Source organism: Streptomyces sp. NPDC037410, assembly GCF_055602235.1.
Genome location: NZ_JBVJWR010000020.1, coordinates 42,591 through 58,445 on the forward strand (window position 1 = coordinate 42,591; position 15,855 = coordinate 58,445).

General features: G+C 74.5%; 10 protein-coding genes. 5 read left to right on the forward strand and 5 right to left on the reverse strand.

Going from position 1 to position 15,855, the window contains the following annotated elements:
• Nucleotides 1-594: 594 nt before the first annotated feature.
• From ACZ7HT_RS28675 to ACZ7HT_RS28685, 3 genes are all read left to right on the forward strand, one after another.
• Entirely contained in the window at nucleotides 595-3,438 is a 2,844-nt protein-coding gene (locus ACZ7HT_RS28675) for an ATP-binding protein (RefSeq protein WP_471171342.1), read from the forward strand.
• Between the two features lie 66 nt (nucleotides 3,439-3,504).
• On the forward strand, nucleotides 3,505-4,005 hold the full coding sequence (locus ACZ7HT_RS28680; RefSeq protein WP_471171220.1) for a hypothetical protein: 501 nt from the start codon (nucleotides 3,505-3,507) through the stop codon (nucleotides 4,003-4,005).
• A gap of 17 nt (nucleotides 4,006-4,022) precedes the next feature.
• Nucleotides 4,023-4,388, forward strand: coding sequence for an RNA-binding S4 domain-containing protein (locus ACZ7HT_RS28685; protein ID WP_471171222.1), 366 nt, complete (start codon nucleotides 4,023-4,025; stop codon nucleotides 4,386-4,388).
• 193 nt (nucleotides 4,389-4,581) lie between these two features.
• Here ACZ7HT_RS28685 and ACZ7HT_RS28690 read toward each other — a convergent pair whose 3' ends face one another.
• From ACZ7HT_RS28690 to ACZ7HT_RS28700, 3 genes are all read right to left on the reverse strand, one after another.
• Nucleotides 4,582-6,780, reverse strand: a complete 2,199-nt coding sequence (locus ACZ7HT_RS28690; RefSeq protein ID WP_471171224.1) for a terpene synthase family protein — start codon at nucleotides 6,778-6,780, stop codon at nucleotides 4,582-4,584.
• Nucleotides 6,781-6,937: 157 nt separating this feature from the next.
• Complete coding sequence (locus ACZ7HT_RS28695; protein ID WP_471171225.1) at nucleotides 6,938-8,911, reverse strand: N-acetylmuramoyl-L-alanine amidase; 1,974 nt, start codon at nucleotides 8,909-8,911, stop codon at nucleotides 6,938-6,940.
• A 307-nt stretch (nucleotides 8,912-9,218) separates the two neighbouring features.
• On the reverse strand, nucleotides 9,219-10,346 hold the full coding sequence (locus tag ACZ7HT_RS28700) for an aminoglycoside phosphotransferase family protein (protein WP_471171227.1): 1,128 nt from the start codon (nucleotides 10,344-10,346) through the stop codon (nucleotides 9,219-9,221).
• A 233-nt stretch (nucleotides 10,347-10,579) separates the two neighbouring features.
• On the opposite strand from ACZ7HT_RS28700, the gene ACZ7HT_RS28705 reads away from it, so the two are divergent.
• Nucleotides 10,580-12,070 carry a DNA-binding protein NsdB gene (locus tag ACZ7HT_RS28705; RefSeq protein WP_471171228.1) on the forward strand — a complete coding sequence of 497 codons (1,491 nt, stop codon included), beginning with the start codon at nucleotides 10,580-10,582 and terminating at the stop codon, nucleotides 12,068-12,070.
• A gap of 164 nt (nucleotides 12,071-12,234) precedes the next feature.
• Here ACZ7HT_RS28705 and ACZ7HT_RS28710 read toward each other — a convergent pair whose 3' ends face one another.
• A complete protein-coding gene (locus ACZ7HT_RS28710; protein WP_471171229.1) occupies nucleotides 12,235-13,719 on the reverse strand; it encodes a PP2C family protein-serine/threonine phosphatase in 1,485 nt (494 codons plus the stop codon).
• A 163-nt stretch (nucleotides 13,720-13,882) separates the two neighbouring features.
• Entirely contained in the window at nucleotides 13,883-14,302 is a 420-nt protein-coding gene (locus ACZ7HT_RS28715; RefSeq protein ID WP_471171230.1) for a hypothetical protein, read from the reverse strand.
• Here ACZ7HT_RS28715 and ACZ7HT_RS28720 point away from each other — a divergent pair.
• The gene (locus ACZ7HT_RS28720) at nucleotides 14,301-15,794 is read left to right on the forward strand and encodes a hypothetical protein (RefSeq protein ID WP_471171232.1); all 1,494 of its coding nucleotides are present in this window, start codon (nucleotides 14,301-14,303) and stop codon (nucleotides 15,792-15,794) included. The two genes, ACZ7HT_RS28715 and ACZ7HT_RS28720, sit on opposite strands and share 2 nt — an antisense overlap.
• Nucleotides 15,795-15,855: the final 61 nt, after the last annotated feature.

Consider the following 15,855-nt stretch of genomic DNA (forward strand, 5'->3'; position numbering starts at 1 on the left):
TTCCCTCGCGATCACCTCGTCGTCGAACACGACCGCGCAGGTGAGACGTTGGAGGTCGTGAACCGACTCCCGGAGCGGGCGGCCCTCTTGGCCGAATGACGTCACAAGCGGCCCCGCCGGGCGTACGCTGAGGCCTTCGCGGGGCCAGTCGCCCGGTCCTCCCGGACACGCGCCGGGCGTGCGCCCTCGGTGTGGGGGTGGAACGTGGCGCGACAGGGTGACCGACCGACCCGGCAGGGATTCGGCCTCTTCGAACGCGAAGCGGCGCTCGACGCGGCCGAGGACGCGCTCGACCTCCTGACGGGACTGACGGGACCGCCGGGACTGACAGGGCTGACGGGACCGACCGGACTGACAGGACCGACCGGACTGACAGGACTGGCGGGACTGGCAGCGCTGACGGGACAGAGGGATCCGGCGGGGCCGCCCGGGCCGGCGGCCCTCATCGACGAGTCGGCCCGGCCCGAGCGGATCCCCGCCCCTCGCGAGGCCACCGGCCCGCACCTCGTGGTGGTCCCGAGCGGCCCCCACGCGCGCGTGGACGGCGAAACCGTGACAGCGCCGGGACCTCACGCGCGTGCGGACCGCGAAGCCATGACCGTGCGGGCGCCCCGCCCCCGCGTGGACGGGGAGACGGTGACCTCCGGGTCCACCTCGCCCGCCGCCGGTGCCCGCACCGCCGCCCGGCGCGGCGGCGTCCTCGCCTACGCCGCTCCCGCCGGGCTCGGCAAGACCACCCTGCTCGCCGAGATCCGCCGTCGCGCCGCCGCCCGCGGCTGCACCGTGCTCTCCGCGCGCGGCGGCGACCAGGAACAGCGGGTCGCCTTCCACGTGGCCCGGCAGCTGCTCCAGCCGCAGCTGGCCCACGCCTCCGACGCCGAACTGCGCGAACGCCTCGGCTCCTGGTACGACATCGTCGGCCCCGCGCTCGGGCTCCGGGCCGCCGACGAGGGCGCGCCGCCCGACCCCCAGGGCCTGCGCGACGGACTCGACTGGGTCCTCACCCACCTCGCGGTGCGCCGCGACCCGCTCGTCGTCGTCCTCGACGACGTCCACTGGGCCGACCCCGAGTCCCTCGGCTGGCTCGCGGCCTTCGCCCCGCGCGCCGAGGAGCTGCCCATGCTCCTCGTCGCCGCCTACCGGCCGGACGAACTCCCCGACGAGGGGAAGGAGTTCACCGGACACCGGTCCGGGCTGCGGCCCCACGGGCTCGCCCCGCTCACCTCCGCAGCCGTCGCGCACCTCGTCCGCGACCGCGTCGGCGCCCACGCCGACGACACCTTCTGCCGCGACTTCTGGACCGTCACCTCGGGCAACCCCTTCGAGGCCGTCGAACTCGCCGCCAAGGTCCGCGACCGCGGCCTCGAACCCACCGCCCACGGCGCCCGCCAGCTGCGCGACCTCGCCGCCGCCCTCAAGGGCAGCGGACTCGTCACCCGCCTCGAACGCCTCGGCGCCGCCACCGTCCGCCTCGCCTGGGCCTGCGCCGTCCTCGGCACCGAGATCTCCCCGCAGCTCGCCGGGGCCGTCGCCGGACTCGGCGGAGAGGCGGTCGCCGACAGCGCCGCCCGGCTGCGCGAGGCCCGTGTCCTCGCCGAGGCCGAAGGGCCCGACGAACCCCTGGAGTTCGTCCACCCCCTCATCGCCACCACCGTCTACCACTCCATCCCCGCCGCCACCCGCGTCGCCCTGCACGGCCAGGCCGCCTGGTGCGTCGTCGACGCCGGACTCGGCCCCACCGCCGCCGCCCGGCACCTCCTGGAGACCCACCCCGAGGGCGACCCCTGGGTCGTCCACCAGCTGCGCGCCGCCGCCGGGGAGAACCTCCGCGCCGGAGCCCCCGACGCGGCCCGCCGCTTCCTCGCCCGCGCGCTGCGCGAGCCGCCCGCCGCCGACGAGCGGGCCGCCGTCCTCTACGAGCTCGGCTGCTCGTCCCTCCTCACCGAACCCGCCACCACCGTCAACCACCTCCGCGCGGCCCTGGAGGAGCCGGTCGCCGACCCGGCGCTCCGGCACGGCATCGTCTACCGCCTCTCCCAGGTCCTCGCCCACAGCGACCGGCTCGTCGAGGCATCCGAGCTCCTCGGCCGCGAGGCGGGCCGCACCACCGACGCCCGCAGCCGACTGCGGATGCAGGCCGAGAAGTTCATGTGGGACGCGTTCCGCGCCGACGAACCCGAGTCGCCCGCGCGCTCCCGCCGCCTCGCGGCCCTCGCCGACCGGCTCACCGGCCGCGACCTCACCGAGCGGTACGTCATCGGCCTGCGCGCCTGGGACGCCACCCTCCGCGGCGAACCCTCCGCCACCGCCCTGCGCCACGCCGAGCGCGCCCTCGAAGGAGGACTCAGCTGGGCCGACGAGAGCCGCGGCTTCGAGGTCCCGGTCCTCACCGCCGTCACCTTCCTCTACGCCGACCGCCCCGGCCGCGCCGAGGAGCTCTTCGCCGCCGGCACCGCCGAGTTCGAGCGCCAGGGCTGGCGCGGGGCGCACCTCTCCTTCGCGTACACCCTCCTCGGGTACATCCGCCACCGGCGCGGCCGGCTCGTCGAGGCCGAGGACTTCGTCCGCTCCGGCCTGCGCCTCGCCGAACGCATCGGACCCCGCACCCCCGCCCAGTGGTACGCGGTCGGCGTCCTGATCGAGGTCCTCCTGGCCCGGGGGCGTACGGAGGAGGCCGCCAGGATCGCCTTCGACCACGAATTCGGCGAACCCTTCCCCGCCGCCGTCACCTTCCCCGACTCCCAGACCGTCCACGCCGAACTGCTCCTCGCCCGGGGCCGCACCGAGGAGGCCGCCGCCGAGCTCGCCGCCGTCGGCCGCCGCCTCGACCCGCGCGGCATGCGCAACCCCGCCTGGTGCCCCTGGCAGCTCCACCTCGCCCTCGCCGAGGCCGCCACCACCCCGGTCCGCGCCCGCCGCACCGCCGAGGACGCGGTCGCCCGCGCCCGCCAGTACGGTGCGCCCTCCGCGATCGGCCAGGCGCTCCGGGTGACCGCCGAGGTCTCCGAGCCCTCCGCGCGGGTGAAGCTCCTGGAGGAGTCCGTCGACTGGCTCGACCAGTCACCCGCCGCGTACGAGCTGGCCCGCTCCCTCGTCGCCCTCGGCACCGCCCTGCGCCGCACCGAACGGGCCGGGGAGGCCGCCGACCACCTCTACCGGGGTCTGGAGACGGCCCAGGACTGCGGCGCCGACGGCCTCGTCGACCAGGCGCGGGCCGAGCTCGGCGCGGCCGGGCTGCGCCCCCGCGCCCTGCACCCGGCGGGCACGGACGCGCTCACCGCCCGTGAGCGGGCGGCCGCCGAGCTCACGGTCCGCGACGAGGACGCGGCCGCCGCCCTCGGCGTCGACACGACCACCCTCGGCAGGCTCCTGTCGTCCGTCTACCGCAAGCTCGGCACCGACCGCTCGGGCCTGGCGCAGGCACTGGGGCCCCGCTGAGAGGCGCCGACCGGAGGCGGCCGCCCGGCGCGTCGCGCCACGAGCGGAGGCACGTACCATGGCCGTATGTCCTTCCTCCGCCGCCGCAGCGCCGCCACACCCGCGGGCCCGGACTTCGACGTCCTGGCCATGGATCCGGGGGACTGGCCCGGCAATCTCGGCGCCGGCCTGCTGCCCGCACCCGACGGCTCCTGCCAGGGCGTGTTCCTCCGCTACGACCTGTTCGGCGGCCGGGGACCCGCGATGATCATCGGCAACCTCCCCGAGGGCTCCCCGGCGCGCGAGCTCGTCGACGGCCAGATCCCCTTCGAGGTCGCCCAGCTCCTCGTGGCCCTGGAGAACGACGAGCCGGTCGAGCTCCTCGACACCGAGGACATGCCCGTCATGCAGGGCGACAACCTCCTCATCGTGCGCCGCCTCAAGCTCTCCGAGAGTCGCATCTCCTGCGTCCAGTTCGACCGCAGCGACAACGTCCTCGTGACGATCGCCAGTTGGGACCGGCCGATCACCGACGATCTGTACGCGCTGCTCAAGCCGCTGCCCGCCGAGCTGTTCCAGCAGGGCTGACGGGGGAGCGGGGGCCGATGAGCGCGCGCGTCGACGCCTGGATCTGGGCGGTCCGCCTGACCAAGACCCGCTCGCAGGCCGCGGCCGCCTGCCGGGCCGGACACGTCAAGGTCAACGGCGAGCGGGTCAAGCCCGCGCAGGCCGTGAAGCCCGGCGACGAGGTCCGGATCTACCACGGCGGCCGGGAGCGGATCGTCGAGGTCAAGGAGCTCCACACCAAGCGGGTCGGCCCGCCGGTCGCCGCCGAGGCGTACGTGGACAACAGCCCGCCCCCGCCGCCCCGCGAACACGTCGCCGTCGCCGCCGTGCGCGACCGGGGCACCGGCCGCCCCACGAAGCGCGAGCGCCGCGAACTCGACGACCTGCGCGGAAGGCGCCCCTGAGACGAGCCGGGTCGCCGTCGCTTCTGAGACGAGCCGCGTCGCCGTCGTTCCTGAGGCGGGCTGCATGGCCGTCGTTCCTGAGGCGAGCCGCGTCGCCGTAGCTTCTGACGCGGGCTGCGTGGCCGTCGCCCCTGATCCGCCGACCCGAAGGCCTCCGGGAGTCCTCCCGGAGGCCTTCGGCGTATGTCGCGCGTCAGCGGCGTCCCGCGCCGAGCAGGTCCGTGATCCGGGCCGCCGAGGTGCCGAGCCCCCTCGGCCCCCGCAGCAGCAGCGGGCTGCCGCTGCCCGCGTGCACGTCCTGCGCGCCGTAACGCCGTACCTTCTGATGCCAGTTCAGGACGCCCGCGAGCCAGTCCTCCAGCTCCCGCAGATACGCTCCGAAGGCCGCGCGGCCCGCCGCGTCGAGCCCGAAGTCCTCGAACAGCAGCGGGATCTCACGCTGCTTCAAGGTCTCGTACTGGCGGAGCCGGCCCCGCATCAGGTCGTCGACCATCGACACCGCGGTCGGGTAGTCGCAGTCGAAGAACTTCTGGAGCACCAGGACGCCGTTGTGCACCTCGCCCTCGACCTCGATCTCCTTCTGGTACGAGAAGAGGTCGTTGACGAGCGCCCCGTAGTCCATGACCGAGTTCTCCAGGCTGCGCACCGTGCCCGACCGGAACAGCTCCGGCGGCAGCGCCACGTCCTGCCGCAGCCGGCACAGCAGCATGGTCAGCTCGGAGCCGAAGGTGCTGCGCCGCATCTCGATGTAGTCGACCGGGTCCGGCACCCGGTGCTGCACCACGTTGTGCATCTCCCACATCCAGCTGTCGAGCATCACGTCGAGCGCGGTCCGCAGCTGCGCCCGCGCCTCCGGCGCCATCGGGGCGGCGGTCCGCTCCCAGATGTCGACCAGCGAACGCTCCAGCGGGTTCACCGCGCACGCCGCGCCGGCCGCGGGCTCGTCGAGCGGCATGCACGCCTTGAGCCGGTCGGTCTGCTCCTTCGCGCCGGCCAGGCTGCCCGCCCGCCCGAAGACGGCCGGGTAGTAGTCGTCCGCGTACGTTCCCCAGGTCAGCCAGTCGGCGCTGAGCTCCAGCTCCTCCAGGGACGCGTCCGGGTCGAGCCCCGCCGAGCACAGCGCGAGGTCGAAGCCCTCGGCCATCGGCCGGTCCCACAGGTCGTCGAGGAGTCCCATCCGCTCCGCCCAGTCCACGGTGTGCCGTCGCGCCGCCTCGTGGTGGGGGTTGACCGTGAGCGGGTACGGCAGGTCGAACTCGGGCAGCAGCGAAGGACCCACGTGCTGGTGTGGGGCATGCGTGAACGCCCGGTGCCGCGCCGCCGCCGGCCGGCCGAAGAGGGTGCGGATGTCGAGGGCGGAGGTCCCGATGAGCCCGTCCCGGTGCGAGGGCCCGCCGACCATGCCCTCGTTCATGTAGCGGCTGGAGCGCATGTGCCACTCGTGACCGCCTGACTGCCAGTCCTGGAGCCCCTTCGCGTACGCCGCGACGGCCGCGCACTCCTCCGGGCTCAGCCCCTTCTCGGCGGCGAGCAGCGGCACCTCGGTGAGCGCGGTGTTCTCGAACTGCTGGACCCGCGAGGTCAGCAGGTCGTTGACGGCGTTCGCCGCCTCCTGGGTCGTGCAGCCGAGGAACCGCTCCAGGACGAGGACGCCGTTGCTGTTCTCGCCCTCCTCCTCCACCTCCCGCTGGTACGAGAAGAGGTCGTTGCGCAGGTGCACGGCGTCCGAGAAGGCGTCCCTGAGCACCCGCAGCGGCCGGGAGTACGCCACCTGGGCGGGGACCTCGGCCCCCGCCGCGTACTCGACGAGACCGGCCGACCAGGGCGCGCCGCCCACCTTGCGGCGCATCTCGATGTACTCCAGGGGGTTGGCGACCCGCCCGTCGTTGATGTTGTCGAGCTCCCACAGGGACTCGTAGAGCAGGTGCTCGGTCGCCTCCGCGAACCGCACCCGCCAGCCCTCGGACATCGACGGGACCGTCCGCCGCCAGAGGTCCGCGAGACCCGCCTCGACGGGGTTGGTCGGCTCGGGCATGCCGGTCGCCGGGTCCGCCGGCATGAACAGCGGGAGCCGGTCCAGATAGGCCTTGCTGCCCGCCCGGTCCTGGGTGCGCTTGAAGACCTCCAGGAAGTGGTCGTCGAAGAAGAAGACCCAGGTGTACCAGTCGGTGACGAGGTTCAGCGCCTGCTCGTCGCAGTCGGGGTGCGTGTACGAGCAGAGCAGCGCGTAGTCGTGGGACTGGAGGTCCTCCTCCTCCCAGACCCCCGAGCCCTCCAGCATCCCCATCTCGCGCGCCCAGTCGCACGTGTGCGTGCGGGCGGCCTCCAGGTGGGGATTGAGCCGGGCCGGATACGGAACATAGAAATCCGGCATGACGAAGGGCTGAGGCATTTCCTGGGGGACCTTCCGGTGAGCTGCGGCTATTCGGCCCAGCCTTACCCGTCTCCCCGAGGCCGCACGCGATCTCCTGAATAGTCGTATGAACGCCGAAGGGGTGGTGCCGGACCCCACTGCCGGCACCACCCCGCTCCTTTCGGCCAGCCCTCCGTCAGCCCGCGGAAACCCGCACGTCGGCAGCCTTCACGAAGGCGACCCGATGGCCGAACTGGATCTGGTAGTACTCCTCCTGACCCCGGACGACCGTGTGCCCGCTGGGATCGAACACCGGAGCGAAGTAGTACTCGCCCGGGGTACGGCCCCCCACCACGTACCGCTGACCCGCGAGCAGCTTGTACGGCAGCGGCGACACCGACTGCACCGGCACACCCGCCGGATACGCCGAGGCCTCCGGATACGCCCGCCCGTACACCGGCACCTCCGCCAGACCCTCCCGGGGCGTCAGGACCTGCCCCCGCACGTTCACCGCAGTCGGCTCCGCCACCGGGTTGCCGAACCACGCCTTCTGCCCGAGGTACCAGACCGCCGTCCAGTCCCCCCGGCGCTCCGCCACCGCGAAGCTCTGCCCGGTCGAGGCCCGCGCGCCCGTGTCGTTGACCCCGGTGGTGGAGTCCTGCCCGCCCGGCCGCAGACCGATGTCCTTCACCAGGGGCGCGTCGGCGCTCGGCGCGGTGTGCAGGCGCACCGCCCCGCTGCCGTGCGGCACGCACGCCTGCCCCGCCGTCAGACAGCCCGTGTAGACCGGCTGGTGGGAGTCGTAGTCGGGCCGGATCGTCACCACGCCCGCCTGCGGACCGGTGCTCGGCGTGAGCGGACGGCCGAGCAGCTGGAAGTAGTGCGCCCAGTCCCAGTACGGCCCCGGGTCGGTGTGCATGCCCTTGATCGTGGACGTCACCGTGCCCGGCACGTTGTCGTGACCCAGGACGTGCTGCCGGTCCAGCGGGATGGCGTACCGCGCGGCGATGTACCGCACCAGGCGCGCCGACGACCGGTACATCGCCTCCGTGTACCAGGAGTCCGGCGAGGTCAGGAAGCCCTCGTGCTCCAGACCCACCGACTTGGCGTTCACGAACCAGTTCCCCGCGTGCCAGGCCACGTCCTTCAGCGGCACGTGCTGGGCGATGTGCCCGTCGGAGGACCGCAGCGAGTACTGCCAGGACACGTACGTCGGGTCCTGCACCAGCTTGAGGGTGGTCTTCCAGTCGGCCTCGGTGTCGTGGATCACGATGTAGTCGATCGACTGCGACGCGGGCCGGTTCGCCTTGTCGTGGTTGCCGTAGTCGCCGTCGCCGAACTCCTCGTACGGCGCGGGGACCCACTCGCAGGTCACCGACGCCGGACACTCCACGGGTCCGGCGGCCGGCCGGCGCAGCCCCAGGGCCGCCACCTGACCCGTCGCGGGCGACACCGCCGGGGCGGCCGGGAGCGTCACCACCTGCCCGCTGTCCGTCGTCCGCGTCTCCCCGCTCCGGATCACGTCGAAGACGTCGTTCGCGTACGTCGCCGCCGTCGCCGCGTCGTCCGCACCGGAGTAGCGCGCCACCGCCCCGTACCAGTCGGCCGGGTCCGCACTCTCCGGAAGGCCGGCCTCGCGCTGCGCCGCGGCGAGCAGCGCCGCCCCGCCCTCGATGTTCGCCGCCGGTACGGTACGCAGCTCCCCGGCCGGGATCCCGGACAGCGCGGACGCCCGCTCCAGGGTCCGCAGCCGCTCGGGCAGCTCCTCCGGCGCGGGGACCGGGACGTCCCCGCCGGCGCGGGCCGGGCGGGAGTCGTCGCCCCGGGCGTCCTCCCCGCCCTCCGAGTGGTGCGGGGCGGTCCCGGCCAGCGCCGTCACCGCGTCCGTCAGGTGCATCGGACCGTAGCCCCCGGTCACGCTCGGCGCCCCGCCGTGGGTGTCCCACCGGGACTGCAGGTACGAGACGGCGAGCAGCAGGCTCTCGGGCACGCCCTGACGCTCGGCGGCCCGCGCGAACTGCCCCTGCAGGACACCCGCCTCGGGCACCTCGGCGCCGGCGGGCGGAGCGGCGGACAGCAGGGGAAGCAGCAGGGCGGCGGACGCCAGGGCGCCCGCCCTCCCTCGTACACGGATCGGCTCAGGGCGTCTGCGCGCGGCGGAACGGAGCAAGGCAGCCTCCAGAGGCAGGGGGTGACACGGGGGCGTGCGGGGCCGAACCCGTACAGGGGTATCGGCTCCCGGACGCTGCGTCAATCACACCCGCACAAAAGGAAGTTCCCACGTCAGGGCGGGAATGGAGGCCGTGTGGCGGAGTTTCGCGAAGACGGGCCCCGGGCCTGGGACGCGTCAACGGACTGGACCAATGGAGCGGTTCTCGTGGCGGGGACGGTGCGGACAAGCCGGTGCGCCGCGTCCCGGTGTGTCGGCACCGGGCTCACGGCGCACCGCCCCCGTGTGGTCGGCCGGACCCGCCCCTTCAACGCGTCCCGACCGCCGCGCGCACGGCCCGCCGTGCCATGGCGCAGTCGTCGTGCAGCCGCCTCAGCAGCAGCCGCTGTTCCTCGCCGGGCGCCAGCGCCCCCGAGGGCACCGGCACCGAACCGGCCGGCGGAGCCTCCTTCATGGTGCGCTGCACCGCCGTCTCGTAGGTACGGATCTCCCGCGTCAGCACGATCATCAGGTTCACCAGGAAGGCGTCCCGGGAGGCCGGGCCCGCCTGCTGGGCGAGCTGACTGATCTGCCGCCGGGCCAGCGGCGCGTCACCGAGCACCGCCCACAGGGTCGCCAGGTCGTAGCCGGGCAGGTACCAGCCCGCGTGCTCCCAGTCGACGAGGACCGGTCCCGCCGGGGAGAGCAGGATGTTGGAGAGCAGGGCGTCACCGTGACAGAACTGGCCCATGCCCTGTCGGCCGCCCGCGTGCGCCAGACCGTGCAGCAGCTTCTGCAGGTCGTCCCGGTCCCGGTCCGTGAAGAGCCCGAGCTCGTGGTAGCGGGCGATCCGGGCGCCGTAGTCCAGCGGGGCGTCGAAGGTCCCGGCCGGCGGCCGCCAGGCGTTGAGCCGGGCGATCGCACCGAGCGCGGCCCGCACGTCGGCCCGGGGCGGGGCCTCGACGGGGTGGCGCGAGAGCGCCGCCGCCCGCCCGGGCATCCGCTCGATCACCAGCGTGCCGTTCTCCGGGTCCGCTGCGATCAGCCGCGGTGCCCGCACCGGCGGACGGTGGCGGACGAAGGAGCGATAGGACGCTATCTCGTGCCGGAACCGCTCGACCCACGCGGGGGAGTGGTCCAGTAAACACTTGGCGACCGCCGTCATCCGCCCGGTCGTCCCGACGATCAGTACGGAACGGCCGCTGCGCCGCAGCACCTGCACCGGGTTGAACTCCGGGCAGATCCGGTGGACCGACGCGATCGCCATCTTCAACTGCGCCCCCTGGGGGCCGGACAGATCGATTCTCCCGCTGACCGGCTGGGTGCCGGTGCCGCCAGCCCAGCGCCTCGGCCGGACGGCCTGGGGCGCGGGGGCGAGGTACGGTCCGGCGCCTGCCGGGACGATGCGGTGCTGCGGCCGGGGCGGGGCGGACACGGAGGACGATGCTGTGTACATGGAGGTGACAGATCCCTTCGTGCGCCGACGAATTGCGTGCGTCGCCCCGCCCGCCCCCGGTCCGCACCCTGGGGAATGAGGGCCGGTCGGCGGGGCGGGGTGGCGCGTTCCTACCTGACACCCGGGCGCGGGTGGCGGAACATCTCGCGCACCCTGGCGAAGCCTGGCGAATTGTCGCCAGGCCTATGACAGCGGGCTACTGTCAACTCAGCCGAGAACCTGGGGGCTTAGACGTGACCGGACAAACCAACACCCGCCTGGCAGACCTGTTCGGCCTGGCCGGCTGGTCCAAGGGCGAACTCGCGAGACTCGTCAACCGGCAGGCGGCGGCCATGGGCCACCCCCAGCTGGCGACGGACACCTCGCGGGTGCGGCGGTGGATCGACCGGGGCGAGACCCCGCGCGATCCCGTGCCCCGGGTGCTGGCAGCACTGTTCACCGAGCGACTCGGCCGTGTCGTGACCATCGAGGACCTCGGGTTCGTACGACACGGGCGTGCCGGAAAGAAGCAGGACGTCAGGAAGACGGACAACCCTGACGGGCTGCCCTGGCCCCCCGATCGTGCGGCGGCGGTCCTCACCGAATTCACGGGAATGGACCTCATGCTCAACCGACGCGGCCTGGTGGGCGCGGGTGCCGCGCTTGCCGCCGGCTCCGTACTCAGCAACGCCATGCACGACTGGCTGCAGACCGAACCCACGCGCACGGGCGTCGCCCCGCGGGCCACCGATCCCCTCCACGCCGACCCCGCTGGGTTCGACCGCTACGAGGCCGCCCCCATCGGGTCGGAGGAGATCGAGGCCCTGGAGCACTCCGTCATCGTCTTCCGCGCCTGGGACGCCTCCCGGGGCGGCGGTCTGCAGCGCAAGGCGGTCGTGGGCCAGCTCAACGAGGTGGGCGGCATGCTCGCCTACCGCCACGCCGACCACCTCCAGCGGCGCCTGTGGGGCGTCGCCGCCAACCTCGCCGTCCTCGCGGGCTGGATGTCCCACGACGTCGGCCTCGAACCTACGGCGCAGAAGTACTTCGTCATCGCCGCCCACGCGGCCCGCGAGGGCGGCGACCGGCCCCGGGCCGGCGAGGCGCTGTCCCGGGCCGCCCGCCAGATGGTGCACCTGGGCCGGCCCGACGACGCACTCGACCTGATGAAGCTCGCCAAGGCGGGCTCGGGCGAACGGGTACTGCCCAGGACCCAGGCCATGTTCCACACCATCGAGGCCTGGGCGCAGGCCTCCATGGGGCGGGGGCAGGCGATGCGGCGGACCCTCGGCGAGGCCGAGGACCTCTTCGTCTCCGACACGGGCGAGGAGAAGCCGAGCTGGATGCAGAACTTCGACGAGGCCGACATGCACGGCATGCAGGCCCTCGCCTACCGCACCCTCGCCGAGCACGACCCGACCGCCGCGATCCCCGCGCAGCGCCATGCCAAGCTGGCCATCGAACTGCGGCACGGCGGGCACGACCGGTCGAAGCTCTTCGACCACATCTCCCTCGCCTCGGCCTGCTTCATCGCCGACGACCCGGAGCAGGCCGACCGGTACGCCCGGCTCGCGCTGATGTCCATGGGGGACACCTCGTCCCACCGGACCTGGGACCGGCTGCGGGAGATGTACCGGCTGACCGGCCAGTACGCGGGCTACTCGAGGATCGAGGACCTGCGCGAGGAGATCGAGCTGGCCCTCCCGAGGTCCCCCGTCAACCGCCCCAGGACCGGGCGGGCCTGAGCCTCCCGGTCCTGCGGGACGGGAGGCTCGGTCGGGGCTCGGTCGGGGCCAGGCGGGTGGCTCGGCGGATTCAGGGCCGGCGGTGGCTCGGTGGCTTCACGCGCGTGGGGTGGCTCGGCGGCTTCCGGTTCGGCTGCCTCGGGCTCGTCGGGTGGCCGGCCTGCTCAGGCTCGGCGGGCGACCCGGACCACCATCACGCAGGCGTCGTCCTCACGTGACTCCTCGCCGAACTCCTCCACCACCGCGCGCACGCCGTCCTGCGCGTCGCGCGCCTCCGCGAGCCGGGGGCCGAGGGCGAGCAGCCGTCGGGTGCCCGTGTCGTCGTCCGCCCCGGTGCCGCGGGTCAGCCCGTCGGTGTGCAGGACGAGGAGGTCGCCCGGGAGCAGCCGGGTCTCGGCCTCGCCGTACAAGGCGCCGGTCGTCGCCCCGAGCAGGACGCCCTCGGGCCGCCGCAGCACGTGCCCCGTCCCGTCGCGGAACAGCAGCGGGGCGGGGTGTCCGGCCTGCGCCCAGGCCAGGGACTGGGCCACCGGGTCGTAGCGGCAGCACATCGCGCTGCCGAGCGCGGGCTGTACGGAGGTCTCCAGAAGCTGGTTCAGGTGGCCCATCAGCGCGGCGGGGCGGATGCCGGCGACGGCCATGCCGCGCAGCGCGCCGAGGAGCATGGCCATGGAGGAGGTCGCGGCGACCCCGTGGCCCGTCAGGTCGCCGACGGTGAGCAGCGCGTCCCCGTCGGGCAGTGCGAGCGCGTCGTACCAGTCGCCGCCGATCAGACCGGTACTCGCGGCCGGGAGGTAGTGCGCGGCCACGTCGAGCGGGGCGGGGCCGTCGTGGGCGAAGCGGAGCGAGCCGCGCCACGGCGGGAGGACCGCCTCCTGGAGCTCGACGGCGACCCGCCGCTCGGTGAGCTCGATGTGGCGGCTGCGCTCCAGGCTGTCCCGGCTCTCGCGGACGGCCCGCTCGCTGCGCCGCAGCTCGCTGACGTCGCGCAGGACGGCCCACATGGAGGCGGTGCAGCCGTCGGTGTCGAGGACGGGCTCGCCGGTCATGTGGACCGTGCGCACCCGGCCGTCCGTCCGTACGATCCGGAACTCGCCGTCGAACGGCTTCCCGTCGATCAGGCAGTCCGTCACCATGCTCTGCAGGACGGACTGGTCCTCGGCGAACACCATCGTGGGCATCTCGTCGAGCGACATCGGGCCGCTCTCGCGGAGCCGTCCGAAGATCTGGAACAGCTCCTCGGACCAGCTGACCTCGTCGGTGAGCAGGTTCCACTCGGCGCTGCCGACCCGGGAGAGCAGCGAGCCGGTCCGGGGCGGGGCGGCCACACCGTACGCCGTGCCGGGGGCGGACGCGCGCGCGGTGCCGACGGGGACGTCGATCTCCTCGGCCGCGTCCACGAAGTCGGCGTTCGCCGGGACTCCGGCCCGGAGCTGACCCAAGTGGGCGCCCAAGTCGTCGAGTTGATGGACCGCCAGGTCGCACAGGGCGCGCTGCCACCGCTGCTGGAGGTCGTCCTCGTCCGCCACGGCATCCCGGCGGACGGCGTCCAACTCCCCGCGCAGGCGGCGGGTCTGTGAGATCAGCGCGTCCACCGCGCCCGGCTCCGGCGGCTGGGCGGGGCGGTCCGCGAACAGATGGGACGGCATGTCGTACTCCGATACAGGCGCGGCGCGGCCAGGTGTGGAAGGTGGCCCGTAGACGACTGTCGCACAGCCCGGGACAGCCCGTAAGGGATTTGGCAACACTCGATCCGGTGGTGCTTCCGTCATATGCCAAAGGCCCGGCGATTATCGGACAGGGCGCGACCCGTTACGGTGCTGGGGTGGTGAACGACGACGCAAACAGCACGGTGGGCGCGGGTGCGACGGTCACGGGCGGGGCGTCCGCGGGTGGTTCGGACGTGCGTACGGGGGCGGGTGCGGGAATGCCGGGGGCTCTTGCGCCCGGCGCCGTGACGGGTGAGGCGGGCACGACTGTGGGCCGTCCGGACGCGCGTACGGACGCGGGCGCGTCGGCGTCGAGTCCGTCGGCCGCGAGTCCGTCGGCGGCGGGCGTGTCGGCCGCGGGCCTGGTCGCCGCGGCCCCGGTGGCCGCAAGCCCGGTGGCCGCGAGCGCGTCGGCCGCAAGCCCGGTGGCCGCGAGTCCGTCGGCCGTGAGTCCGGCAGCCGCGAGCCCGGTGGGTACCGCCGTCCTGCTCGCCGCCGCGCCCGCCGGCCGGGGCCGCGCCATGGACGCCGCCTCCGTGCTGCCGGCGCTCGCCGCCGTACCGCCCGGGATCCTCACCGGCACCACGGCCGCGACGGTCGTCGAACTCGCCGACCCGCTCGACCCGCAGACCGTCCTCACCCGGCTGCGCGCCGCGGCCGCGAGCCCCGGCCCCCTGGTCGTCTGCCTCGCGGGCCAGCTCCACCTCGACCGCCGCCAGCAACTGCCGCATCTCGCCCTCGCCCGCACCACGCAGGCGACCCTCCGCTACACGGCGCTGCCCTGGCACTGGCTCGCCGGCGAACTCGGCGTACGGCAGCCCGGCACCACGACCGTCGTCGCGGACCTCGCGGCCGACCCGGACGTCTGGCAGCGCCTCACCACCGCGCCGGGACTCCTGCACCTGGGGCCCGGCCCCCTTCTCTACGGGCGCGTGGTGCCCGCCCCGCGCCGGGGCGAACCCACGACCCCCGAGTACCTGCGGGCCTGGGCCGAACTCTGGCGCTCCGGCGCCCGGTTGACGCCGAGCGCGACGCACGCGGAGGCGGCGGCGCGGGCGATGACGGTGGCACCGGCACCGGAACCGGTGTTCCTGACACCAGGGCCGGCACCGCAAGGGGCCCCCGAGGCCGGGGCGCCGACGAGCCCGGGGCTTGGTGCAGGGGCTGTTCCCCCGGCCGGAACGGCGGCGGCGCCGGGTTGGCCGGCCGTGTACCCGGCCGTCATGGCACCCGCGCCCAGCCTGGGAGCCGAGCGCCCGGCCCATACGGCACCCGCGCAGGATCCGGTGGCCGTACCCGCGGCTCGTCCCGACTCCGCGCAGGATCCGGTAGCCGTACCCGCGGCTCGTCCCGACTCCGCGCAGGATCCGGTAGCCGTACCCGCGGCTCGTCCCGACTCCGCGCAGAGTCCGGTGGCCGTACCGCCAGCCCGTACCGCGTCCGCGCCCGGCCCGGCGGCTGGCCACCCGGCCCGTACAGCATCCGCACCCGCGTCGCCTCCGGCCTCGGCTCCCGCGCCCGTTCCCGTGATCCGGCTCGCGCCCGCGCCCCTGCCCGCGATCCCTCCGGCGCCCGTGCCCGCCGGTGCGCACGGGCCCGCTGCGGTCCCCGTGGACCCGCACCCCGCGATCCTCGCCGCCGCCATGGCGGGTCGGCACGGGGAGGCGGCGGCGGTGGCGGCGGCCTGGGAGCACGAGGCCCTGCGCCGTCACGGACCCCGGTCGGTGGAGGCCGTGCACTGGACGGAGGTACGGGCCGACCTCGCCCGCCTCGCCGGGGAACCGGCCCGCAGCTGCGAACTCTGGCTCGCCGCCGCCGAGGCCCGGCTCGGGCTGCGCCAGCGCCCGGACGACCCCGACGTCGAAGGGGCCGTCGACCGGGCCCACCACCAGTGGGAGCACATCGAGGATCCCGGCCGCGCCCGGGCCCTCGGGCCGCTCCTGGTCGACCTCCGCCGACGCGTCCCCGGCCGCCGCCCCGGCGCACTGGCCGCGCTCACCCGCCGCATGGGCTGAGCGGCCCGGACAGGGGCGGCGAGGGACGGCAGCAATCCGCCCGGGCCCGTACGGCCACGGC